We start from the raw sequence: 19,672 nt of genomic DNA on the forward strand, positions 1-19,672 counted from the left end.
AAGGGGTTCTCTGAGAACATACTGGGCAACAGATGACGATTAAGCAGTGAAGCAGTGAAACAGTAAGGTAGTGAAATAGTGAAACAGTAACCGACTTACCAACAACTAACAACTAACAACTAACAACCAATAACTAATAATTAACAACCAATAATGGAAAAAGAAAATCTAGACAAAATAATAAAACAGGTAGCGGATATAAACGTACCAGTTCAGCCGGAAAGGCGAAATCCTAAAGATCCCGGGTATAAAAAAGGAAATTTGTATGATGGACCGGTATATCATGGTAGGAAAAAGTTTTCTGTGAACAAAGATATTTATAAAGGTAGGTCCAGGGCTGCGCGAAGCAGTATATCTGGCAGCCCCAAATCCCAAAGAAATGCGCTTAGAGTTATTCCGATTTCGGGTCTCGATGAGGTTGGTCGCAATTGTACGGTAATTCAATATGGCGACGACATTGCAATAATTGATCTGGGAATGGGCTTTGGTGACGACAAATCATATGGCGTTGATGCAAAACTTCCAAACGTTGAGTATCTTGTTGAAAATAGGCGTAAGATAAGAGGAATTCTTGTTACCCATGGGCATATGGATCACATTGGGGCGCTTCCTTATTACATTGCATCACTTGGATATCCTACAATTTACGCACCACCTTTTACAATAGAAATGATTAAGAGCACAATTTTTGATGATAGGGTCGAGGGAGTTGAAAAAGGCAAGGTTAAATTAGTGACTGTATCGCCAAGGCAAATTGTTACGCTTGGTCAGATTAAGGCACAGTTTGTAAGAGTTACGCATTCTATTCCCGATTCAAGTACAATTGTAATGCATACTCCGGCGGGTGCCGTATTTTTCTCGGGTGATTACAAGTTCGATGATACACCATTAAATGAGCCAACGACAGACTATTCCTTAATAAAAGCAGTTGGAGACAAGCACCCGATTTTAGCACTTCTCGATAGTACAAACTCCTATATTGAAGGAAGAAGTAAATCCGAAAAAGATATTTATAAAATTTTGGAAAGTTCTGTGAAAGAAGCTAAAGGGCGGGTTATAGTTGCAACCTTCTCGTCAATGATAAACAGGGTGTATTCGCTTATAGATATTGCACATAAACTCAAGAAGAAGGTAATTCTTTTGGGTGGTAGTATTCGTAAAACCTATGATATTGCAGTAAAAACCGGATATATTCAGGCACACAAAGACGTGGTTATCGATCCTAGGCAGGAGAGGAAATACAAGGATTCTGAACTTTTGTTCCTTGTTACCGGAACGCAAGGTGAAGAGATGTCAGTTTTGAGTAGGCTTTCGCGAAGTGATTCCAAGTGGATAAAGATAAAGCCAGGTGATACTGTAATTATGTCTTCATCGGTGATTCCGGGAAATGCCATTGCTATACAACATGTAATCGATGGGCTTATTAAGCTTGGAGCGGATGTTGCGCATCAGGCAATTCTGGACGTACACGTTAGTGGGCATGCATACCAAGATGATATGAAAAGAATGACCGAGCTGGTAAGAGCTCGAAATGTGCTTCCCGTACACGGACATTTGTCATTTAGGGTGCAGCATGGAAAGCTTCTTAAAAAATGGGGATACAAGGATGAAAATATTCTTATAGCTGATGATGGAACGGTGTGGGAATACACCGGGCGCAACTGGGTTGCCGTTGAACAACTCAAAGTTTCGCCGGTTTTGGTTGACGGATCAATGGTTATGAAGAAAAACGATCAGGTAATGCACGAACGTGTGAATATGTCTGAGTCCGGGGTAGTGTTAGTCAAGGTTAGTAGTTCTCGTGAAATTAAGTTTGCAAGCAAGGGAATTGCACCTGAGTCATATATGAATAATGTATTTAAAGAGCTCGAATCTTTGGTTAGGGAGGAGCTGAATTCCAAGAACAGTGCCAAGGAAGCGGCGATTGTAGCCGTAGTCAAGAAACACATTGAATTTAAACTTGGAAAGATCCCCGAAGTGTTTGTGGCGGTTAGTGATCAGTGAAATAGTAAAGTAGTGAAACAGTAAAGTAATAACCAACTTACCAACTTCAGTCAAAGGCTGATCTGTCTCCTTGTCCGCCCTTTGGTGGATGGCAGAAACTAACTTACCAACTTGACAAACTGTACCCGGCTTTACTAAAATAGCAGTCGTGGATTTAAACTGCCAATAACGTAAAACGTATAACATATAACTTTACTTAAATAACCATGGAAAAAATAATCCCTATCGGACATAGAGTCTTATTGGAACCACTTGAAGAGAAAAAAACAATAGGTGGTCTGGAAGTTCCCGAAACCGAGAAGCAAGAATCACGTAAGGCTAAAGTTGTTGATTTGGGAAGCGGAATCGATAAAGACGGCAAAAAGCGCGAGTTCCGGGTTAAAAAGGGGGACACTGTAGTGTATAAAAAATACGCAGGTGAGGACTTTGAGCTTGACGGTAAAAAGCTTGTTGTTATTTCGGAGGACGATATCATTGCGGTAATTCAATAACTAGTAAGGACATGTCTGTGACTTGTCCAATAACATGCAATCTGTAATATATAACTTTTTAAAATCTTAAAATGGCAAAACTAGTAACTCATGGTGATAGTGCCCGAGAAAATCTTCTTAAGGGTGCAAACCTTTTGGCCGATGCAGTAAAGTCGACACTGGGACCTGGTGGTCGCAATGTAGCAATAGGTAAGTCCTTTGGTGGTCCTCAAATTACCAAGGACGGCGTGACTGTTGCAAAAAGTGTTGAAAACAAAGACCCATTAGTTAATGCGGGAGTTGACATGATTAAAGAGGCTGCTGTCAAAACCGGTGATATTGCCGGTGATGGTACTACTACGGCCGTTGTAATTGCTCAGTCAATAATCCAGTTAGGTATTAAAAATATTGCTGCAGGTGCCAATCCAATGGAGATTAGAACCGGAGTTGAGAAAGGTATTAAAGTTATTGTTGATAAACTCGAAAAAAATGCCAAAAAGATTAATACTCGTGATGAGGTTGAACAGGTTGCCGTTGTAAGTACAAATAACGACAAAGCATTAGGTGCACTTATTGCGGATGTTATTGATAAGGTTGGAAAAGATGGTGTCGTTACGGTTGAGGAGTCCAAAACAATGGAAACCACAATCGATTATGTTGAAGGTATGCAGTTTGACAAAGGCTACATTAGTCCTTACTTTGTGACCAATACCGATAAACTTGAGGCCGAGCTTGAGGATCCTGCAATTCTTATTACCGACAAAAAGTTAAGTACTATTCAAGATATTACTCCAATTGCCGAGCGAATTTTACAAGGACTTAAAAAGCCATTGGTTATTATTGCCGACGAAGTCGAGAATCAGGCACTTGCTACACTTGTATATAACAAGCTTCGTGGAGCAATTCAGGTTGTTGCTGTTAAGGCTCCCGGATTTGGTGACAGACGTAAGTCAATGCTCGAGGACATTGCTATTTTAACCGGTGCTAACGTGATTTCCGAAGAAACTGGTAGAAGTTTGGAATCAATTGATCCGGAGGATTTAGGATCTTGCGAAAAGATTATCGTCCAAAAGGAAAATACAATTATTGTTGGTGGAAGTGGTGAAAAGAAGGCTATAACCGAACGGGTTGCTCAGATTAAAAAAGAAATGGAACTTGTTACATCGGATTATGACAAAGAAAAATTACAAGAACGACTTGCAAAGCTTTCCGGTGGAGTTGCCGTTATTAACGTTGGTGGCGCTACAGAGGTCGAGCTTAAAGAGCGAAAAGATAGGGTAGACGATGCTTTGCATGCTACTCGTGGTGCTTTGGAATCAGGTGTGCTTCCCGGTGGCGGTATTGCTTTTTTGGATGTTGTTTCGGAACTCGATGATATTAAGGAACTTCGTGGTGATGAAGTTGTCGGTATCAAAATACTAAAAGAGGCGTTAATGTCTCCTATTAAGCAGATTGCTGAAAATGCAGGTAAGAATGGAGATGTTGTTGTTGATAAATGTGGAAAAGGTATTGGATATGATGCAAGAAACGACCGATTTATCGATATGGTTAAAGAGGGTATTGTTGACGCTGCTAAGGTTACAAAATATGCGCTTATTCATGGTGCTTCCGTTGCTGTTATGCTTCTTACAACCGAGGCATTAATCGTCGACGAACCCGAAGATGAAAAGGCTTCTGCCGGTGCTCCCGATATGGGTGGTATGGGCATGATGTAACCGGCGTGTTCCTTTTGCCGGTTAAGGCACTGATGACACAGGGCAAATGTTGTAGCATAATGAAAGGGAATGTTTTGCGATGTACTCAGATATGATATATTGGACCAGGAAATAAGTTCAGTATATCAACTAGCCATGCATACAATCCCGACAGGTTCCGCAAAGTCAGCATCTGCAAAAGTCTTGCCTATTGCGCCGGAGCCTCCATTAGAAAAGCTTATTCAAATGTCCTTGCCGCCCGATATTAAGGCCGATGCAATGGCCGCTCAATAAGGATTTGAAATTAAATCTACAGGCGCTGCAGCTGTAGAGCTCGAAGATGCTGGTACGCAGTTAGTAGAAGCTCTTACTGGTGCAACAGAAACTGCCGCAGAAAACGTTGAAACAGATGTACAAAAGTCACGTAAAGGTATTTGGGAGTTTTGGGGTACAGCCATAGGTGAGAACTGGCGAAGGGTTTTAAACGTCGAAGATACAACCTCCTTTAAAGATCATGCTAAGGGTCTGGCATTTGACCTTGTTGTTTGGGCAACGTCACTTGGGGTAGATGTTGCAGACCTTTCTGTACTTGTTAATGCAGTGGACTTAGCGATTCCCGGTGCTGGGACAGCCATTTCTGCTGGTATAGACATGGCCTCAAGTGCAGTTGTAGGTAAAGCCACCGATGTAATTTATTCAAAAATGAAAGAAAAGGAGCTTAGAGATCAAGGCATTTCAGAAGCAGAAATATCAGAGCGTAAGAAAGGGGGTGAATTTAAATATGTTAGTGATACTGCCAGTGCAATTGCGCTTGCGCTGGGTTGGATCCCTGGGCTTAAAGAGGTAATAAGTAAAACATCTGTACAGGCGACACTTAATCTTATGAAACATTCAGCATTTACAGGTAGTACGTACGAAAGTGGGCTTGCTAGAGTCGAAGCATTTCTTGATGGGAAAACAGAGGCAGAGTTTAGAGCATTTGCGGAAGCACTTGGTATTAACCTTGGGAAAGATAAAGAGACAACAAAAACAAGTGATCGGACAATGGTTTCCGGTATTATTGTTAAAACCCTGGCATCGCTTTTTGCGACACAGCAGACTGTATCGACAGCTGCAACTGCTTCTTTCTAACCTAACTAAGATAATTTAAATATCGCTAATGGACATACAAGAACTAATAAATCAAAGTGTGGTTATCGAGAGACCTGCCAAAAAATCGCTAATTAATCTTGCTAAACTTCTGCCGGAAAATAGTCTGGAGCCGCTTAAGAAAATCTTAGAAACGGGTCAGGAAAAAATTAGATCTCACATCGAAACTTATCTTTTGGCTGTGCACGAAGCATTTGCCGAATACAAGAGGACTGTTTTGCAAATAAAAGGGCTTAAGGTTTTTGAAAAGTCAGAAGTTATTAAAAACGTTAATGTAATTGAAAATGCGATGATTGATAAAATTCTTGAGACGTTAGTTTAGTGACGTCTTCGATAGTTGACTTTAAAGGTACTTTCTAATATTCTTGAGTATTGGACATTGCATGGTTCCTGTGTTTCATGCTATAATACGCAATGTAATTAACTGCTAAATTTATACAATAACGAAAATGACTACTAATTGGTCTGCAGGACTAGAAGTGAGAACCCTTTCGCAACGACCCGATGCATCAGTAGCGGCTCAAACAAGTACTGGTAATGTTTTTGTTGATGCTAATCCTTCTGCACAAGGGACTGTTGATGCTAGGCCAACCGCTCCACAAACTCAACCTCCGGCTCAATCTGAGCGAACCGCTCAAGGTCAACCTCCTGTAATGGAAGCACAACAACCAGAAAGTTCACCAGAAGCACAGGATCTAGTAGACCAAGCAACAGCTGAGCTCCGTAGTGAATTAAATGGGGCTTCAGCAGAGGCTGCAGCTGCAATAGAGAGCGAAACTCAAGCTGCTCACAAGGGTCTTTGGGATCATGCAAAAGAGGTTGCAAGATGGCTTCTCAATGTTGATCAGGGCAAAACTCTTCCTGGTACGGCAGTTGGAGTTTTAAGGGATCTTGCTGTTTTGGGGATCTTCGTGGGAGTAGATCTGGTGGATGCACCTCTAATTGGGCATGGAGTGGAGGCTTTGTTTGGTGGATTAAATTCTGCGTTGGGTGCGCGTGAAGCTAAGTTCAAGGATCTAATTGATGCATATTTGAAGGGTAACGCAAATGCAATCAACGGAATTAAACACGAGTTTCAGGAAGTTGTACTGGATGTAGTTAAACAAAAATTAGGCATGGATCCTAAAGTACCTATTGGTGAATCCTTTGGAGTAATAATTGGTAGAACGGTAAGAGACTTGTTTGGGAGAGTCATGGGTTCTACTGCACAAGCAGCCGCATAATTTGTCTATACTTAAGTTTAAACTGCCAAAATGAACATGCAAAACGTCATAACAAAAAGTACAGTTATAAGTCCTTCTGTCAAGGAAGCTCTTAATAACCTTTCAGTGGTATTGCCAGAGGATATCATTCAGCCAATTACTGATATTTTAGAGGATGCACAGGCAAAAATAGATTCAAAGGTTGAACAATATTTTTTGTCTGTACAAGCCTCTTTTAGTAAATATAAAGCTAAGATTCTTTCAATTGACGGACTTTCATTGAGATTAAAGGCACAGATAGTGTCCAACGTGAACACTATCGAAACCGCTATTATGGAAAATATAATTAAATCTTTAAGTTAATAATAAATAGAGCATGGCAGTAAATCCAATTAGGGGTCCGGTACCACAATTTTTGGGTGGACCTCGTGGGGTAATGAATGAAGTCAATGCTGTTGTTCAACGACCTGCTGAGAATGTTTTTCGCTGGATTGACGAGAACCTTAGGCCCGTTAGAGTAATAGGTCGGCTTGCACAACGAATAGGCAATGCTTTCGATGCAGTTGATAATGTCGCACGTGGAGTTAGACCAGGTGTTGGTAATGTTGTTGATCAGCTCGACGCCCTTCGTGGAAATGTAGCCCAAGCCGCTGCAAACGTAGTCGATAAGGTGCCTTTGGTTGGGCATAGACTTAGCCAAAATATAGAGGAGCATCACGTTATTGCAGGCAAAGAAGTAGAAAACCTAGATAGAAGGTTTTATAAAAAGACAAGGGGAAAATCACTTGAGCAAATCGTTGATGCGCAGCTTCACTATAATGCAAAGCGTGCAGAGTATGAAGATATTGCAAATCAGCCTACGGTTCCTGGTGCACCAAATCTTGTAGAGCAATGGGCCGCCGGGCGTACAGCAGACATTGATTTGCATGGGCGGGAAGAGCTTGCTCAAATAGATCCATCAGATACTGCCGCCATTGACAAAAAGCGAAAAGAAATTGCCGCAAGACTTATGGCAGACGAAGATATGCGAGGTGCAGTTTTGGCTGGAAATGTTATGGACAGAAATTCTTCAAAAGCGGTTCTTGATGCAAAATATGGTAGGGCTAACGCAGACCAAATGGTCAAAATTATAGAAAAGAGTGCAAATGCAATGACTCCTACATATGGAGAAGTTCGCGGAGAAAAGAGATTAACCCAAGTTGATACACTGTCTACAGACGATCCGAGGCTTGGCGTAAGACTTGATATTGCTTCGGACATTGTAAAGAAAAACGCCCTAGATGCTGCCAGTAAAGAGTTTGGTAGAAGAATTGCCGATCCGATTTTGGAAGGTCAAAAGGTTGATAGGCAGATTGGATTTTTCCGGGATGGTAAGGCTAGGGATTTTGTAGCTGATCTTAGGGCCGGGCTTAGTAAACCTCCTACGGCTGACGAAATCAAAAGACTTGAAAAGGCTTTAAATAAAAGCCCATTTAACCAAAGAGTTGATATTGACGATAGACTTGCAACACCAGGATCAAGAGTTGGGCCTGCGGCCAGAGCGCTTGATGTTATCTGGCGAGAAATTTATACGTACGAAGGACTAAGAAATATTGATCTTAGTAAGCCCAAAGATAGAAATGACTTCAGAAAGACAGTTCTATGCAATATTTATGGTTTAGATACAGATTTAGATCCCAAGGTTAGGGATATGCAGAAGGTTACTGCAGAAGCCAAGAAAATTGCCGATGCTAATAACCCCGCTGACAAAGCCAATGCCATAAGTGCGCTTATGGCTAACACGCATATTTCAGAAAATATGAAGTTTGCAATTCTTTTTGATGCTGCCGTAACAAAGGGTAAAAACATAAATGGAACGCAGAACATTGAACAAATAATTGCATTTATGGATGGGAAGACAATGCCAGAAGTTATGCAAGATCTTGCTAACGCACTAGGCGTTGCCGATTTAAATAGCACTGCGCCAGGAATTAATAACATGGTTGATTATGTGTTTAATATGCTTCCCGATGTGCAATTACTCGTGGAAACTCCAGATGGTGATCTTAACCAAGCAATGTGTGAAGCCTTTATGAAGATGCAGCTTCTCGTTGATATGGACAAATTTATGGTAATGAAGGCAGATGGTTCCGGATGGGAATTTGCGGTTGATGCTAACGGAATTGCTTATTGTCCTCCAAACCTGCAGCCAGCTGTTTTCAAGTACATGGAAATGCTAGGTAAGGACAGAAATATGGGCAATGGATTCCTTAAGGCTGTTGGTGAATGGGCAATTGCAAACGCTGGAGGCGCTATGGGTGTCACAATCGATCAGTTACCTGATCGATTCTTTAACACACAGGCACAAAACAAGCGTGAAACTCCAAAAACGTTGCGTGATCTTGAAAAGAATCCTCAACTTGCCGATGCCCTTCGTGAACTTGGGCTTACTCCTGCCGAACAAGCTCGAATCATTAAAGAGAACGAAACAAGCTTGCTTGGACGTTTAATTAGTGGTAGCAAAGAGGCATTTCAAAAATTGGTTCGCGGTGGTGCATTTGCACTTGCTACAGCCGCAGTAATGACAACCATTGGAGCTACATTAGGAGCTCCGGTCGCTACTGGGCTTGCCGTAGTTATGGGTATTTACGCGGCGTTTAACGTATTACGAGGTGGTTCGGATACAATCGTTGGATTTGTAAGATCAGGTGCGGAACTACTTAACGCATGGATTCATGGCGAAGATAAAGATAGACTTGCCGAAAAGCAGCAAAGATTTAAAGTTGCACTAAAGCGACTTGGTGCATTTGCACTTGGAGCTGCCGGTGGTGCTGCAATGGTTGTTGGTTTTGGAAATTTTGCGGGCGTAATTGCGTCATTATTAATGATTCCTGCCGAAAAGGTATCAGAGGTTACCAGGCTTATGGAAAACAAATCTAGAGTCAAGAAATTAATGCAAGAGATTGCCGATGGTACTATTGCTGGCCTTTCCGAAGAAGAAAAAGCTGCCAGGAGAGCCGAATTCAGAAAATGGATTGAAAAGGAAGATAGGGCTAAGAATTTCTGGACCGCACTCGTATCCGGTGTCGTAACTGGTGCTGCGGCCGCAGGCTTATGGGTTCCTAAGCAGTATCAAAATCTTGGAGGTAAGGCTATTCAAAGAATTCGCGCAAGTAGAATGACTGGTCCTACTGGTATTATTGGTGGACCTGGTCCAAGCGTTACTCCACCCGCTGGTCCCCAAACTCCACCTGCTGGCGGAACTGTTACGGGTGACATTATCGTTGAGCAGGGTGGTAATCATGGAACCAGACTTGTTCCATTTGAGGCAGATGCTAATGGATATAAGGTAACGTTGGGTCAAGGAGATAGTGCGGGCGTAGGATTTAAAGCACTTTTTGAGGCACGTAAGGGTGCTGATATCCCGGATTTATGGCCAGATCTGGCGGCCCAGGGCAATCCGTTTGCACAGTTTGTGGCAAAACACTTGTATAATCCTACAGGTGCTGTTATACAGAGGAATGTATTCATAGACTTCCTTCGTAACAGAGGGGTAGCCGACCCTGTGGCGTTTATTAATGGAATTGATCAAAAGACGCTGGATGTTTTGTTGCGTACTCCTGGTACTGGTAGGGTAGTTGCAGGAGATGTACTAAAGTTGACCAATGAACAAGCACGCGTGCTTTTTGACTAATACGAATCTAAATTAACTGCCCACTAAAAATGGACTTAAACGACTATAGTAGTAAGTTGCAGGCTCTTACCGGCGTTGCAATGACCGACGAAGAAAAGGAATCAATTACGGCGCTTGCCAAAACTGTTGTTCCCATGCAAACAGATACCGACAGATTAGAGATTTTATTAAAGGAAAAGGGTTTAAACGCTGAAGAGGTAGAAGCAATTATCGAGCAAGCAAAGGCACTTTTAGGCCTTTGGCTTTTGCGATACATTTTCGACAATACTACAGAGGACGAGCGCAAAAATATTGAAATTGCTGCCGAAAGTCTCTCTCCAACCCAAACCAACGAACTAATGGATGTTTTAATGGAAAAAAAGATAGGTAAGTCAATGGCTGATTTGTCCGACGAGTTGTGGGCGCAGGTAGTTGACGCCTTTGTTGAAGATATCGAGACAATCATAAATGACAGTAAGAGGTAGGTGATAAATAACACCGATAGGTGTCGTAGAGACATGTTTACAACTTGTCCCTATGTATTATTATCGTACAATTGAAAAGGTATCTTGTATCCTGTATAATACGCGCATGAAAATTTGGCAACAAATAGTAACATATCTGACTGAAATTGATCCCAGCGGTTCAATTACCGCAACAGATACTAAGTCCGTGGTAACTTTGATCGTGAACATAAGTATCGGGGTTGGCGGGGGAATCGCGACTTTACTTATTATCATCGGCGGTATCCAAATGCTTGGCAGCGGCGGTGATCCGGGCAAGGTTAAAGAAGGCCAGGAAATGATTGTAAACGCATTAATGGGTTTGGCTCTTATTTTACTTGCTGTAATGGTTGTTCGAACTTTAGGATTTGATGTACTTCGTATCCCGGGCTTTACCATGTAGTTAAGTGTTGACATTGCATAATTACTCTGATAAAATACCCCTTGCAGTCTATATCAAATTCGGGAGATATCACTAAAAAATGGTAGATCTATTACTAGATAAGCTTTTTTGTATGTATAGTTTTTGTTCGCCTATTAATCGTTTCGCGTCATAAATTAACCTTGATCTAACTCATGTCGCCTAAGACACCTTTCGCATGGGGTAATTATAAGAGAAGAGGTAAAGTTGAACGAGTGAATCTTGGTTTCGTAAAAAGAATCTCTGATCCACCTTCACTTTTAGTTGCTCAGTTTAACTCCTTTGAGTGGTTTAAGCAAGAAGGAATTGACCAACTTTTCTCTTTAGTTAATCCAATTACTGACCCAACCGGGTCAAAATGGGAAGTTAAATTCCTGGATTTTCGATTTGGTGAACCGAACCGAACCGAAGATGAAGCTCTTCTTCGGGAATTAAGCTATGATGCTCCGGTTTATTCAACAATTAGACTTACAAACAAGCGTACGGGCATTGTAAAAGAAAAAGAAATTTTTCTTCTAGATTTCCCCGTAATCACTCAAAATGGCGGATTCGTTCACAATGGTGTTTCTCGAGCTGTTATTCATCAATTGATAAGAGCCGAGGGCGTTTCTTTTATGGAGGCTAAAAACAGTACTCACGATAGGGCTTTGTATATGGCGAAATTAAGACCGCAGAGAGGTTCTTGGATCGAGTTTGTTGTAAATAGACAAGGTGTTATTTTTATAAAACTTATGCAGGGCAACGTAAGAATTCCTCTTACAATGCTTTTAAAGGCACTCGGTCGTGGTTCTAATAGTGAACTGCTCGAACTTTTTGCCGATGTTGATATAGGTGAAATAAAATACATTGAATCTTGTCTAAAGTATGACCTTACTGTAGGGCAGGAAGATGCCGCATTAACCATTTATCGAATGCTTCGTTCAGACGAAACGGTTGGCGTGCAAACCGCAATCCGTTACATCCGCGGGCTTTTCTTTGATTCCAGAAAGTTTTACTTGGGCCGAGTGGGTAGGTATCAAATGTGTAAAAAGTTTGGGAAAAAGCTTGTTGAAAAAGAAAAGTTTTACAAATTAACTGTTGACGATATTATCGATATTTCAAAACGTCTTATTGAAATTAATAACGGTAATGCTCCGATTGACGATATTGACGCACTTACAAATAGAAGGATCCGAAGTGTAGGTGAGCTTTTTGTAAGTCAGCTCGAACAAGGCGTTTTGCGAATGGAGAAGAATATTCGTGACCGACTTAGTATGTATGGTGACGACGCAAAAATTAATCCTAAGCAGGTTGTTAATGCAAAGCCATTAAGATCAGTTGTTGATATGTTTTTAGGAACAAATAGTCTTTCAAGGTTTATGGATCAGGAAAATATATTAGCCGAACTCGAAAACAAGCGACGTGTTACTGCAAGTGGACAGGGTGGCGTAAGTAGCGATAGAGCCACGTTTTCAATTCGAGATATCCATTTTTCACAATATGGTCGAATGTGTCCCGTAAAAACTCCTGAAAAAATGAACATTGGTGTTGTTACTCACCTCGGATTGTACTCAAGAATAAATGACTATGGGTTTATTGAGGTCATGTACAGAGTAGTAAAATCATCACTTAGTGTTGGTAAAGACAGCATCTTAAATAGAATCCCAAGGGAAGACATAAAAGCCGGTTCTAAAATCCTTATAAAAGCAGGTGAACTAATTACAAACGAAATAGTAAAGTCTGTTGAAAAGGAATTAAAAGGTAAAGATCTTTTAGTCAGACCTTTTATTACGAATAAAATAATATGGGTCGACCCGTATCAGGAATTAGAATTGGTTTCTGCGCCTTCAACTGTTGAGCAGGACGAACACGGAAATATTCTTGCCGAAATAATCCCGGCTCGAAACAAAGGCACCTTTGGAAACGTATATGCTAACGAGCTTAATATTGTTGATGTTTCGCCGAGCCAGGTTGGAAGTGCAAGCTTGGCCCTTATTCCTTTTGCCGGAAATACCGACTCTGCCAGGCTTCTAATGGGTACCAACATGACAAACCAGGCCGTTCCTTTGGTTACGCCTGAGGCACCTATTGTTGGTACAGGTTTCGAGAGGTTTGTTGCGAAGGAATCCGGGTGGGGAATTTATGCCGATTTTGACGGCGAAATTACTTACGTAGATGCAGAAACAATTGAACTTTCCGTGAAAGGACGCCAAAAGCAAAAATATAAGCTAACTCGATTTAAACAGTCTAATCAAAACACTTCATTTACACAGCTTTCCAAGGTTTCAGTCGGAGATAAAGTTAAAAAGGGTGATCTTTTGGCCGATGGACCATCTATGGCTAACGGTGAATTGTCAATAGGTCGAAATCTTTTGGTTGCTTACATGTTTATGGATGGGTTTAATTTCGAAGATGGATTTGTAATATCTGACAGGCTTGTTAAACATGACCTTTTAACATCGGTTCATGTTAGTACTCATAGTGTTGATGTTCGTGAGACCAAGTTGGGACCGGAGGTTATAACTCGAGATATTCCAGGTGTTTCCGAACGAGCTCTAAGACATTTGGATGATAATGGAATTGTACGGGTTGGTGCAAATGTTACCGGTGGTGATGTTTTGGTAGGAATAATTGCACCTAAGGGTGAACATGAACTTTCGGCGGAAGAAAAACTTTTACGTGCAATCTTTGGTGAACCTTCACGAGAAGTGGCCGATAACTCGCTTAGAGTTCCCTATGGAGAAGACGGGGTTGTTACTAAGGTGCATATTCTTTCTTCGGAAAAAGGAGACAGATTGAATGCAGGTGTAATTAAACAGGTTAAAGTTTGGATTGCAAGCACAAAGAAGGTTTCATTTGGAGATAAGCTTGCCGGACGATACGGTGACAAAGGGACTGTAACAAAGATTTTGCCGGCAGAAGATATGCCGTATATCGAGGGTGGACGAACAGTTGATGTTGTACTAAACCCACTTGTTATAAAACGTATGAACCTGGGGCAAATTTTGGAAACATATTTTTCTAACGTAGCATATTCTGCAGGTGTTAATGTGGCAATGCCAAGTTTCGAAGATTATGACAAGGAATGGTTTAACGGGAAAATAAAAGAATTAGGGCTTTCGGATACAAACAAGGTAAACATGTACGATGGTCGAACCGGTGAAAAGTTTGATCAGCAGGTTGCAGTGGGCTGGCGTTACCTTATGAGACTAAAGCATATTGCAAGTGAAAAGATTCATGCAAGGTCAACGGGTCCATACACTATGGTTACGCAACAGCCACTTGCAGGTAGGTCTCATAGAGGTGGACAGCGTTTTGGTGAAATGGAAGTATGGGCGCTTGAGGCTTATGGTGCTGCACACACACTTCAGGAGATGCTTACAATAAAATCAGATGATGTAGATGGACGATCGGCTGCTTACAAAGCGATTCTTAGTGGTGAAAAGGTTGAAGTGGTAAAAGTCCCTGCATCGTTTTCCGTACTTGTTCGTGAACTTAACTCGTTGGGTCTAAATGTTGAACTTTTAAGAAACCCCAAAGAAGAGTGGCGTTCCGAAGACAAACCGGAACTGGATACAAATAAATAATATTTTTTGAATATTTATGTTAGATCTTAGACGGGAGATCAAGAACTTTGACGCGATAAAAATATTACTTGCGTCTCCGGAGGATATACTTAGATGGTCACATGGGGAGGTAACTAAACCCGAAACAATTAACTACCGAACGGGTCGTGCCGAAGTTGATGGACTTATGTGTGAAAAAATTTTCGGACCTGTGACAAGCTATCAGTGTTATTGTGGAAAATATAGGAAAGCCAGGTATAAAGGAATTGTTTGTGATAAGTGTGGTGTCGAAGTAACCAAGGCTGATGTTCGAAGAGAGCGAATGGGTCATATAAAGCTCGTAATCCCGGTTGTACATGTATGGTATGCGCACAGTATTCCAAGCAAGTTATCTATAATCTTGGATATCTCCCAGAAAGACTTAAGATCCGTGATTTATTACACAAGGTTTATTATTACTACAATCGATGAAACAAGGCGAGCCGACGCATTAAAGTTGGTCGAGGAGTATAGTGAAAAGCGAGTCGGCGAATTAAAAGAAGAGGAAGGTTTAAGGATTAATGATCTTGAAGAGGAGAAGAAGTCCGAAATAAAAGCACTAAAAAAACAAAAACTTGATAAAGAAAAATATACGATTCAGGAAGGCTTAATCGATGAGAACTATAAACGACTTGTAGGAGAAGTAAAACGCGATATCAAAGGAGAATTAGATGATGTTGAGAATGAAATTCAGCGACTATCTGATCTTGTTAAGAATTTGCGTGTAAAATCAATAATCACCGATGACGAGCACTCTCTAATGAACGATGCCGGTATTGATTTCTATTCAGCAATGATTGGCGCCGAGGCAGTTGAACACCTCTTAAAGCAGGTTGATCTTGCTGCCGAGGAGAAAATGCTAAAACAGAAAATTGTTGATGCCGCAGGAAGACAAAAGGCAAATGATATCCGAAGGCTAAAATACATAACCTCAATGATTAAAAACAAGGTAAAGCCTGAGTGGATGATTGTTCACGTTATTCCTGTAATTCCACCTGACTTAAGGCCTATAATCGGATTAACCGGTGGTCGATATGCCGTTTCGGATCTAAATGATCTTTATAGAAGGGTTATTAACAGAAACAACCGACTAAAGCGCTTGATCGAAATAAATGCACCCGAAGTTATTTTGCGGAATGAAAAGCGGATGCTTCAGGAATCAATTGATTCACTAATCGATAATGCACACACACCACACAAGCCGGTACTTAATTCAAAGAGAATTGCGTATAAATCACTTACGGATCAACTTCGTGGTAAAAAGGGTAGATTCAGAAGGAACTTACTAGGTAAGCGTGTTGACTATTCCGGACGTGCAGTTATTACCGGGGATCCAACGTTAAGTCTTTACGAATGTGGAATTCCGAAAGTAATGGCACTTGAACTTTTTAAGCCGTTTATTATTCACGAGCTTATTGATCAGGGTCATGCAATTAACGTTCACGAGGCGAAGCGTATTATAAATGATGAGGAAGTAATCGTTTGGGATACTCTCGAGAAAATTCTAAAGGATCGCCCCGTTCTACTTAATAGACCACCAACACTTCATAAACAGAGTTTACAAGGGTTCTATGTTAAGCTTGTAGAGGGAAGTGCAATCAGGTTTCATCCGTTAGTTTGCGGAGGATACAATGCTGACTTCGATGGCGACCAAATGGGAGTTTTTGTTCCACTTACCGACGAGGCTGTAGAGGAAATAAAAACCAAAATGCTAACAAAGTACAACATTCTTAAACTTGCAAACGGTGAATCCGTAATTTCTTTGTCAAAAGATATGGTTTGGGGTGTTTATTATATAACTCAGGATCCGGTTGATAAGCCCAAGCGAGTTTTTGCGGATACTGATTCTGCAGTTGGTGCCTTTGAGGCTGGTTTTCTTGGAATTAGAGATCCTGTCGTTACCGAGACAAAAGCCGGAGTTATCGAAACAACCGTTGGTAGAGTTTTGTTTAACGAAGTTTTTCCCAACGAAATCCCTTACATAAACGAGCTTATGAATAAGCGAAAAATTAATAATATAATTGCTGAGTTTGCCGAGACAATGGATCCCGACCTGTTGGTTAGTCTTCTTGACGGACTAAAGAACTTAAGCTTTAAATATGCCACCGTCTCGGGATTTACAATTGGAAAGTCCGATCTGACTTCATATCAGGGCAAGCTTGGCGAGATTGATAATGCTACAAAATCCGAGTCAGAGATTCTTGAAAATTATGAAGAGGGACTTATTACTCAAGAAGAGAAAGAAAGATTGATTCAGGAACTTTGGCTTGATACAACAGAGAATCTTGCCAACAAATCATGGGAAGATCTTCAAAAGAATGTTGAAAACTCGGTTTATATGCAGATAGAGGCCAAACTATCGGGAACGATTGACAACTTAAAGCAGGTAGTTGCTATAAAAGGACTTGTTCGAGATCCTTCCGGTAAGTGGGTGAACCTTCCAATTAAAAGTAATTATACCGATGGACTTTCCGTTTTCGAATTCTTTGTTGCGGCACGTGGTGGACGCAAGGGTCTTGCCGATACGGCATTAAGAACTGCCGATAGTGGATATTTAACAAGAAAGCTTGTTGATGTATCGCACACATCAATTGTTCGCATGGATGATTGCGGATACTCCGGCGAGGGTGTTGAACTTCACAAGAACTCTGCGCGTGAAATTGATTATTATTCAAACATTAAAGGAAGAACAGTAGCTGAAGATATTGTCGACCCCAAAACCAAAAAAGTTATTCTTAAAAAGAACGAAGTTATTGACAGAGATATCGCTAAATTTATTGATCAATGCGAAAAGATAGAGTCAATAAAGGTAAGATCACCACTTTTATGTGAATCTCCGGTTGGACTTTGTCAGAAGTGTTATGGATCTGATATTGGTACAGGAAAATTGGTTGAAATCGGAAAAGCCGTTGGAGTTATTGCATCGCAGTCTGTAGGTGAAGCTTCAACGCAGATGACGCTTCGAACTTTTCACTTTGGCGGTTCTAAAGTTAAAGATATTACCCAGGGTGTGCCTAAGCTTGTTGAACTTTTCGAGGTTAGAAATCCAAAGTTTGCTGCCAAATTGTCCTCGTTAACCGGAAAGGTTAGCCTTAGGAAAACCAAGGCTACAACTGTTGTTGAAATAAATGGCCGAAAGCAGCAAAAGATAAGATATATTATTGAAGGTGTAAAAGAAATAAACGTAAAAGATGGGGATAACGTCAAAAAGGGAGAAGATCTTTTCAAGATTGACGACAAAAAGAAAGTTATTGCCGTTATGGACGGAGAGGTTTTTCTGTCGGGTGACGTACTTACTCTGACAGGTGAGGTTTCTTCCGTGGAGCGGTTTAGATTTAGAGAAACGACACAGGTTATAGTAAAAGATGGTGATAAAATAAAGGCCGGTGATCCCATAACCGAAGGTAACATTCCTCCTAAAGACCTTTTTGATGTAACTGACATTATTACAACTCAAAAGTTTATAATAGAAGAATTGCAAAGAGTGTATAAAGATCAGGGTATTGAAATAAGTGATAAGCACCTCGAGGTACTTGTCAGGCAGATGAGTAAGAACGCATTAATAATTCATCCGGGTGACAGTGACTATGTAATTGGTGAGGTAGGCGATAAATACTTAATGAAGCTTAAGAATGAAATACTTATGAAGTCCGAAAAACGTCCAATTGTTTTTGAACCATTGTTAATTGGCGTAACGGCATCATCACTTAGGGCCGAAGGAATTTTATCGGCACTTTCGTTCCAGGAGCAGGTAAGAGTATTAACGGATGCTTCATTAAAGGGTACGGTTGATCACTTGGTTGGATTCAAAGAAAATGTAATAATTGGAAGGTTGATTCCAACAGGCGAAGATGCTCGGATAAAAGCACCGGAGGATCTTCCTTACGTAAAAGGACTTGTTTGATAAAGTCCCTAAAATATGGTATAAATACGAGCTAAATTTTGTTCTACAGAACGTGCCAACAATTAACCAGTTAATAAGAAACGGTAGAAAAAAGGTTACCAGAAGAAAGAAATATAGAGATCTTGCTATTGACCACAATAAGATTAAAAATAAATATACAGAAAGGGCTAATCCCTTTAAACGAGCAGTTGTTTTACAGGTTAAGACGATGACACCTAAAAAACCTAACTCTGCAACACGAAAAATTGCAAGGGTTAGACTTGCTAACGGTCGAGAGGTTACTGCATATATTCCCGGTATAGAGCATTCCATCCAAGAGCACGCCGTTGTGCTTGTTAAGGCCGGTCGAAAGCAAGATTTACCTGGTGTAAGGTATCAAATTGTTCGTGGCGTATATGATGTCGAGGGTGTTGTTAACAGAAAACAGAGTAGGTCAATATATGGAGTTAAAAAATCAAAAGATTAATTATTAGTTGTTTTAAATAAATGAGAGGAAAACGTGCAAAGCACCGAAAACCAATTCCAGATGTAAAGTACCAGAGTGTGTCGGTTGAGAGACTTATCAATCGGGTCATGCAGGGTGGTAAAAAAACTCAAGCCACAAAAGCTGTTTATTATGCAATGGAGCAGGCAGCTTCAAAGTTAAATGAATCGGCTCTTGTTGTTCTGGAAAGGTCATTAAACAATATAAAGCCCGTAGTTGAACTTAGATCACGTAGAGTTGGTGGTGCTAACTACAGCGTTCCGGTTCCCGTAACCGAAGCTCGACAAGAAACATTAGCAATTCGTTGGCTTGTTGAAACCGCCAGAACAGCCAAAGGCATAAAGTTTAGGGAATCACTACTTTCAGAGCTTGTTGCAGCGTATAACGGTTCGGGAGAAGCCGTCAAAAAGCGTGAAGGTGTCGAAAAAATGGCTGAAGCAAACAGAGCCTTTGCTCACTTTAAGTGGTAAATTCAATATTCAGTTAGTAGTATGCAACTCGTAAATCCAGGTATACGATTTCTTTAGGTGATGTTTGGTGTAGCTACATGAACTTGATATTTTCCTTATTATTTCTTATACTTTAGAAGATCATTACTTTTACTG

15 protein-coding genes are annotated in these 19,672 nt (G+C 40.8%); all 15 read left to right on the forward strand.

Features of this window, described 5'->3' with window-relative positions; translation table 11 throughout:
* Positions 1–153 precede the first annotated feature (153 nt).
* Positions 154–2,004 carry a ribonuclease J gene (locus tag JW962_03470; protein MBN1374361.1) on the forward strand — a complete coding sequence of 617 codons (1,851 nt, stop codon included), beginning with the start codon at positions 154–156 and terminating at the stop codon, positions 2,002–2,004.
* Between the two features lie 206 nt (positions 2,005–2,210).
* Positions 2,211–2,495, forward strand: a complete 285-nt coding sequence (locus JW962_03475; protein ID MBN1374362.1) for a co-chaperone GroES — start codon at positions 2,211–2,213, stop codon at positions 2,493–2,495.
* A gap of 71 nt (positions 2,496–2,566) precedes the next feature.
* Positions 2,567–4,189, forward strand: a complete 1,623-nt coding sequence (groL, locus tag JW962_03480; GenBank protein ID MBN1374363.1) for a chaperonin GroEL — start codon at positions 2,567–2,569, stop codon at positions 4,187–4,189.
* 69 nt (positions 4,190–4,258) lie between these two features.
* The gene (locus tag JW962_03485; GenBank protein ID MBN1374364.1) at positions 4,259–4,462 is read left to right on the forward strand and encodes a hypothetical protein; all 204 of its coding nucleotides are present in this window, start codon (positions 4,259–4,261) and stop codon (positions 4,460–4,462) included.
* A 306-nt stretch (positions 4,463–4,768) separates the two neighbouring features.
* Positions 4,769–5,299 carry a hypothetical protein gene (locus JW962_03490; GenBank protein ID MBN1374365.1) on the forward strand — a complete coding sequence of 177 codons (531 nt, stop codon included), beginning with the start codon at positions 4,769–4,771 and terminating at the stop codon, positions 5,297–5,299.
* 28 nt (positions 5,300–5,327) lie between these two features.
* A complete protein-coding gene (locus tag JW962_03495) occupies positions 5,328–5,639 on the forward strand; it encodes a hypothetical protein (GenBank protein ID MBN1374366.1) in 312 nt (103 codons plus the stop codon).
* Positions 5,640–5,766: 127 nt separating this feature from the next.
* Positions 5,767–6,540, forward strand: a complete 774-nt coding sequence (locus JW962_03500; GenBank protein ID MBN1374367.1) for a hypothetical protein — start codon at positions 5,767–5,769, stop codon at positions 6,538–6,540.
* Between the two features lie 30 nt (positions 6,541–6,570).
* A complete protein-coding gene (locus tag JW962_03505; GenBank protein MBN1374368.1) occupies positions 6,571–6,882 on the forward strand; it encodes a hypothetical protein in 312 nt (103 codons plus the stop codon).
* Positions 6,883–6,895: 13 nt separating this feature from the next.
* Positions 6,896–10,192: a hypothetical protein gene (locus JW962_03510; protein ID MBN1374369.1), complete on the forward strand. Its 3,297-nt coding sequence runs from the start codon at positions 6,896–6,898 to the stop codon at positions 10,190–10,192.
* Positions 10,193–10,221: 29 nt separating this feature from the next.
* Positions 10,222–10,656 (forward strand): hypothetical protein, encoded by a 435-nt coding sequence (locus JW962_03515; protein ID MBN1374370.1) that lies wholly within the window; start codon positions 10,222–10,224, stop codon positions 10,654–10,656.
* Between the two features lie 106 nt (positions 10,657–10,762).
* Positions 10,763–11,077 carry a hypothetical protein gene (locus tag JW962_03520; protein ID MBN1374371.1) on the forward strand — a complete coding sequence of 105 codons (315 nt, stop codon included), beginning with the start codon at positions 10,763–10,765 and terminating at the stop codon, positions 11,075–11,077.
* A gap of 173 nt (positions 11,078–11,250) precedes the next feature.
* Positions 11,251–14,661 carry a DNA-directed RNA polymerase subunit beta gene (locus JW962_03525; protein ID MBN1374372.1) on the forward strand — a complete coding sequence of 1,137 codons (3,411 nt, stop codon included), beginning with the start codon at positions 11,251–11,253 and terminating at the stop codon, positions 14,659–14,661.
* 16 nt (positions 14,662–14,677) lie between these two features.
* Entirely contained in the window at positions 14,678–18,583 is a 3,906-nt protein-coding gene (gene rpoC, locus JW962_03530) for a DNA-directed RNA polymerase subunit beta' (protein MBN1374373.1), read from the forward strand.
* 52 nt (positions 18,584–18,635) lie between these two features.
* Positions 18,636–19,049, forward strand: coding sequence for a 30S ribosomal protein S12 (gene rpsL, locus JW962_03535; protein MBN1374374.1), 414 nt, complete (start codon positions 18,636–18,638; stop codon positions 19,047–19,049).
* 20 nt (positions 19,050–19,069) lie between these two features.
* Positions 19,070–19,537 carry a 30S ribosomal protein S7 gene (rpsG, locus tag JW962_03540; protein ID MBN1374375.1) on the forward strand — a complete coding sequence of 156 codons (468 nt, stop codon included), beginning with the start codon at positions 19,070–19,072 and terminating at the stop codon, positions 19,535–19,537.
* Positions 19,538–19,672 lie beyond the last annotated feature (135 nt).

This window comes from Candidatus Dojkabacteria bacterium, from assembly GCA_016927995.1.
GTDB lineage: Bacteria > Patescibacteriota > Dojkabacteria > JAFGLO01 > JAFGLO01 > JAFGLO01.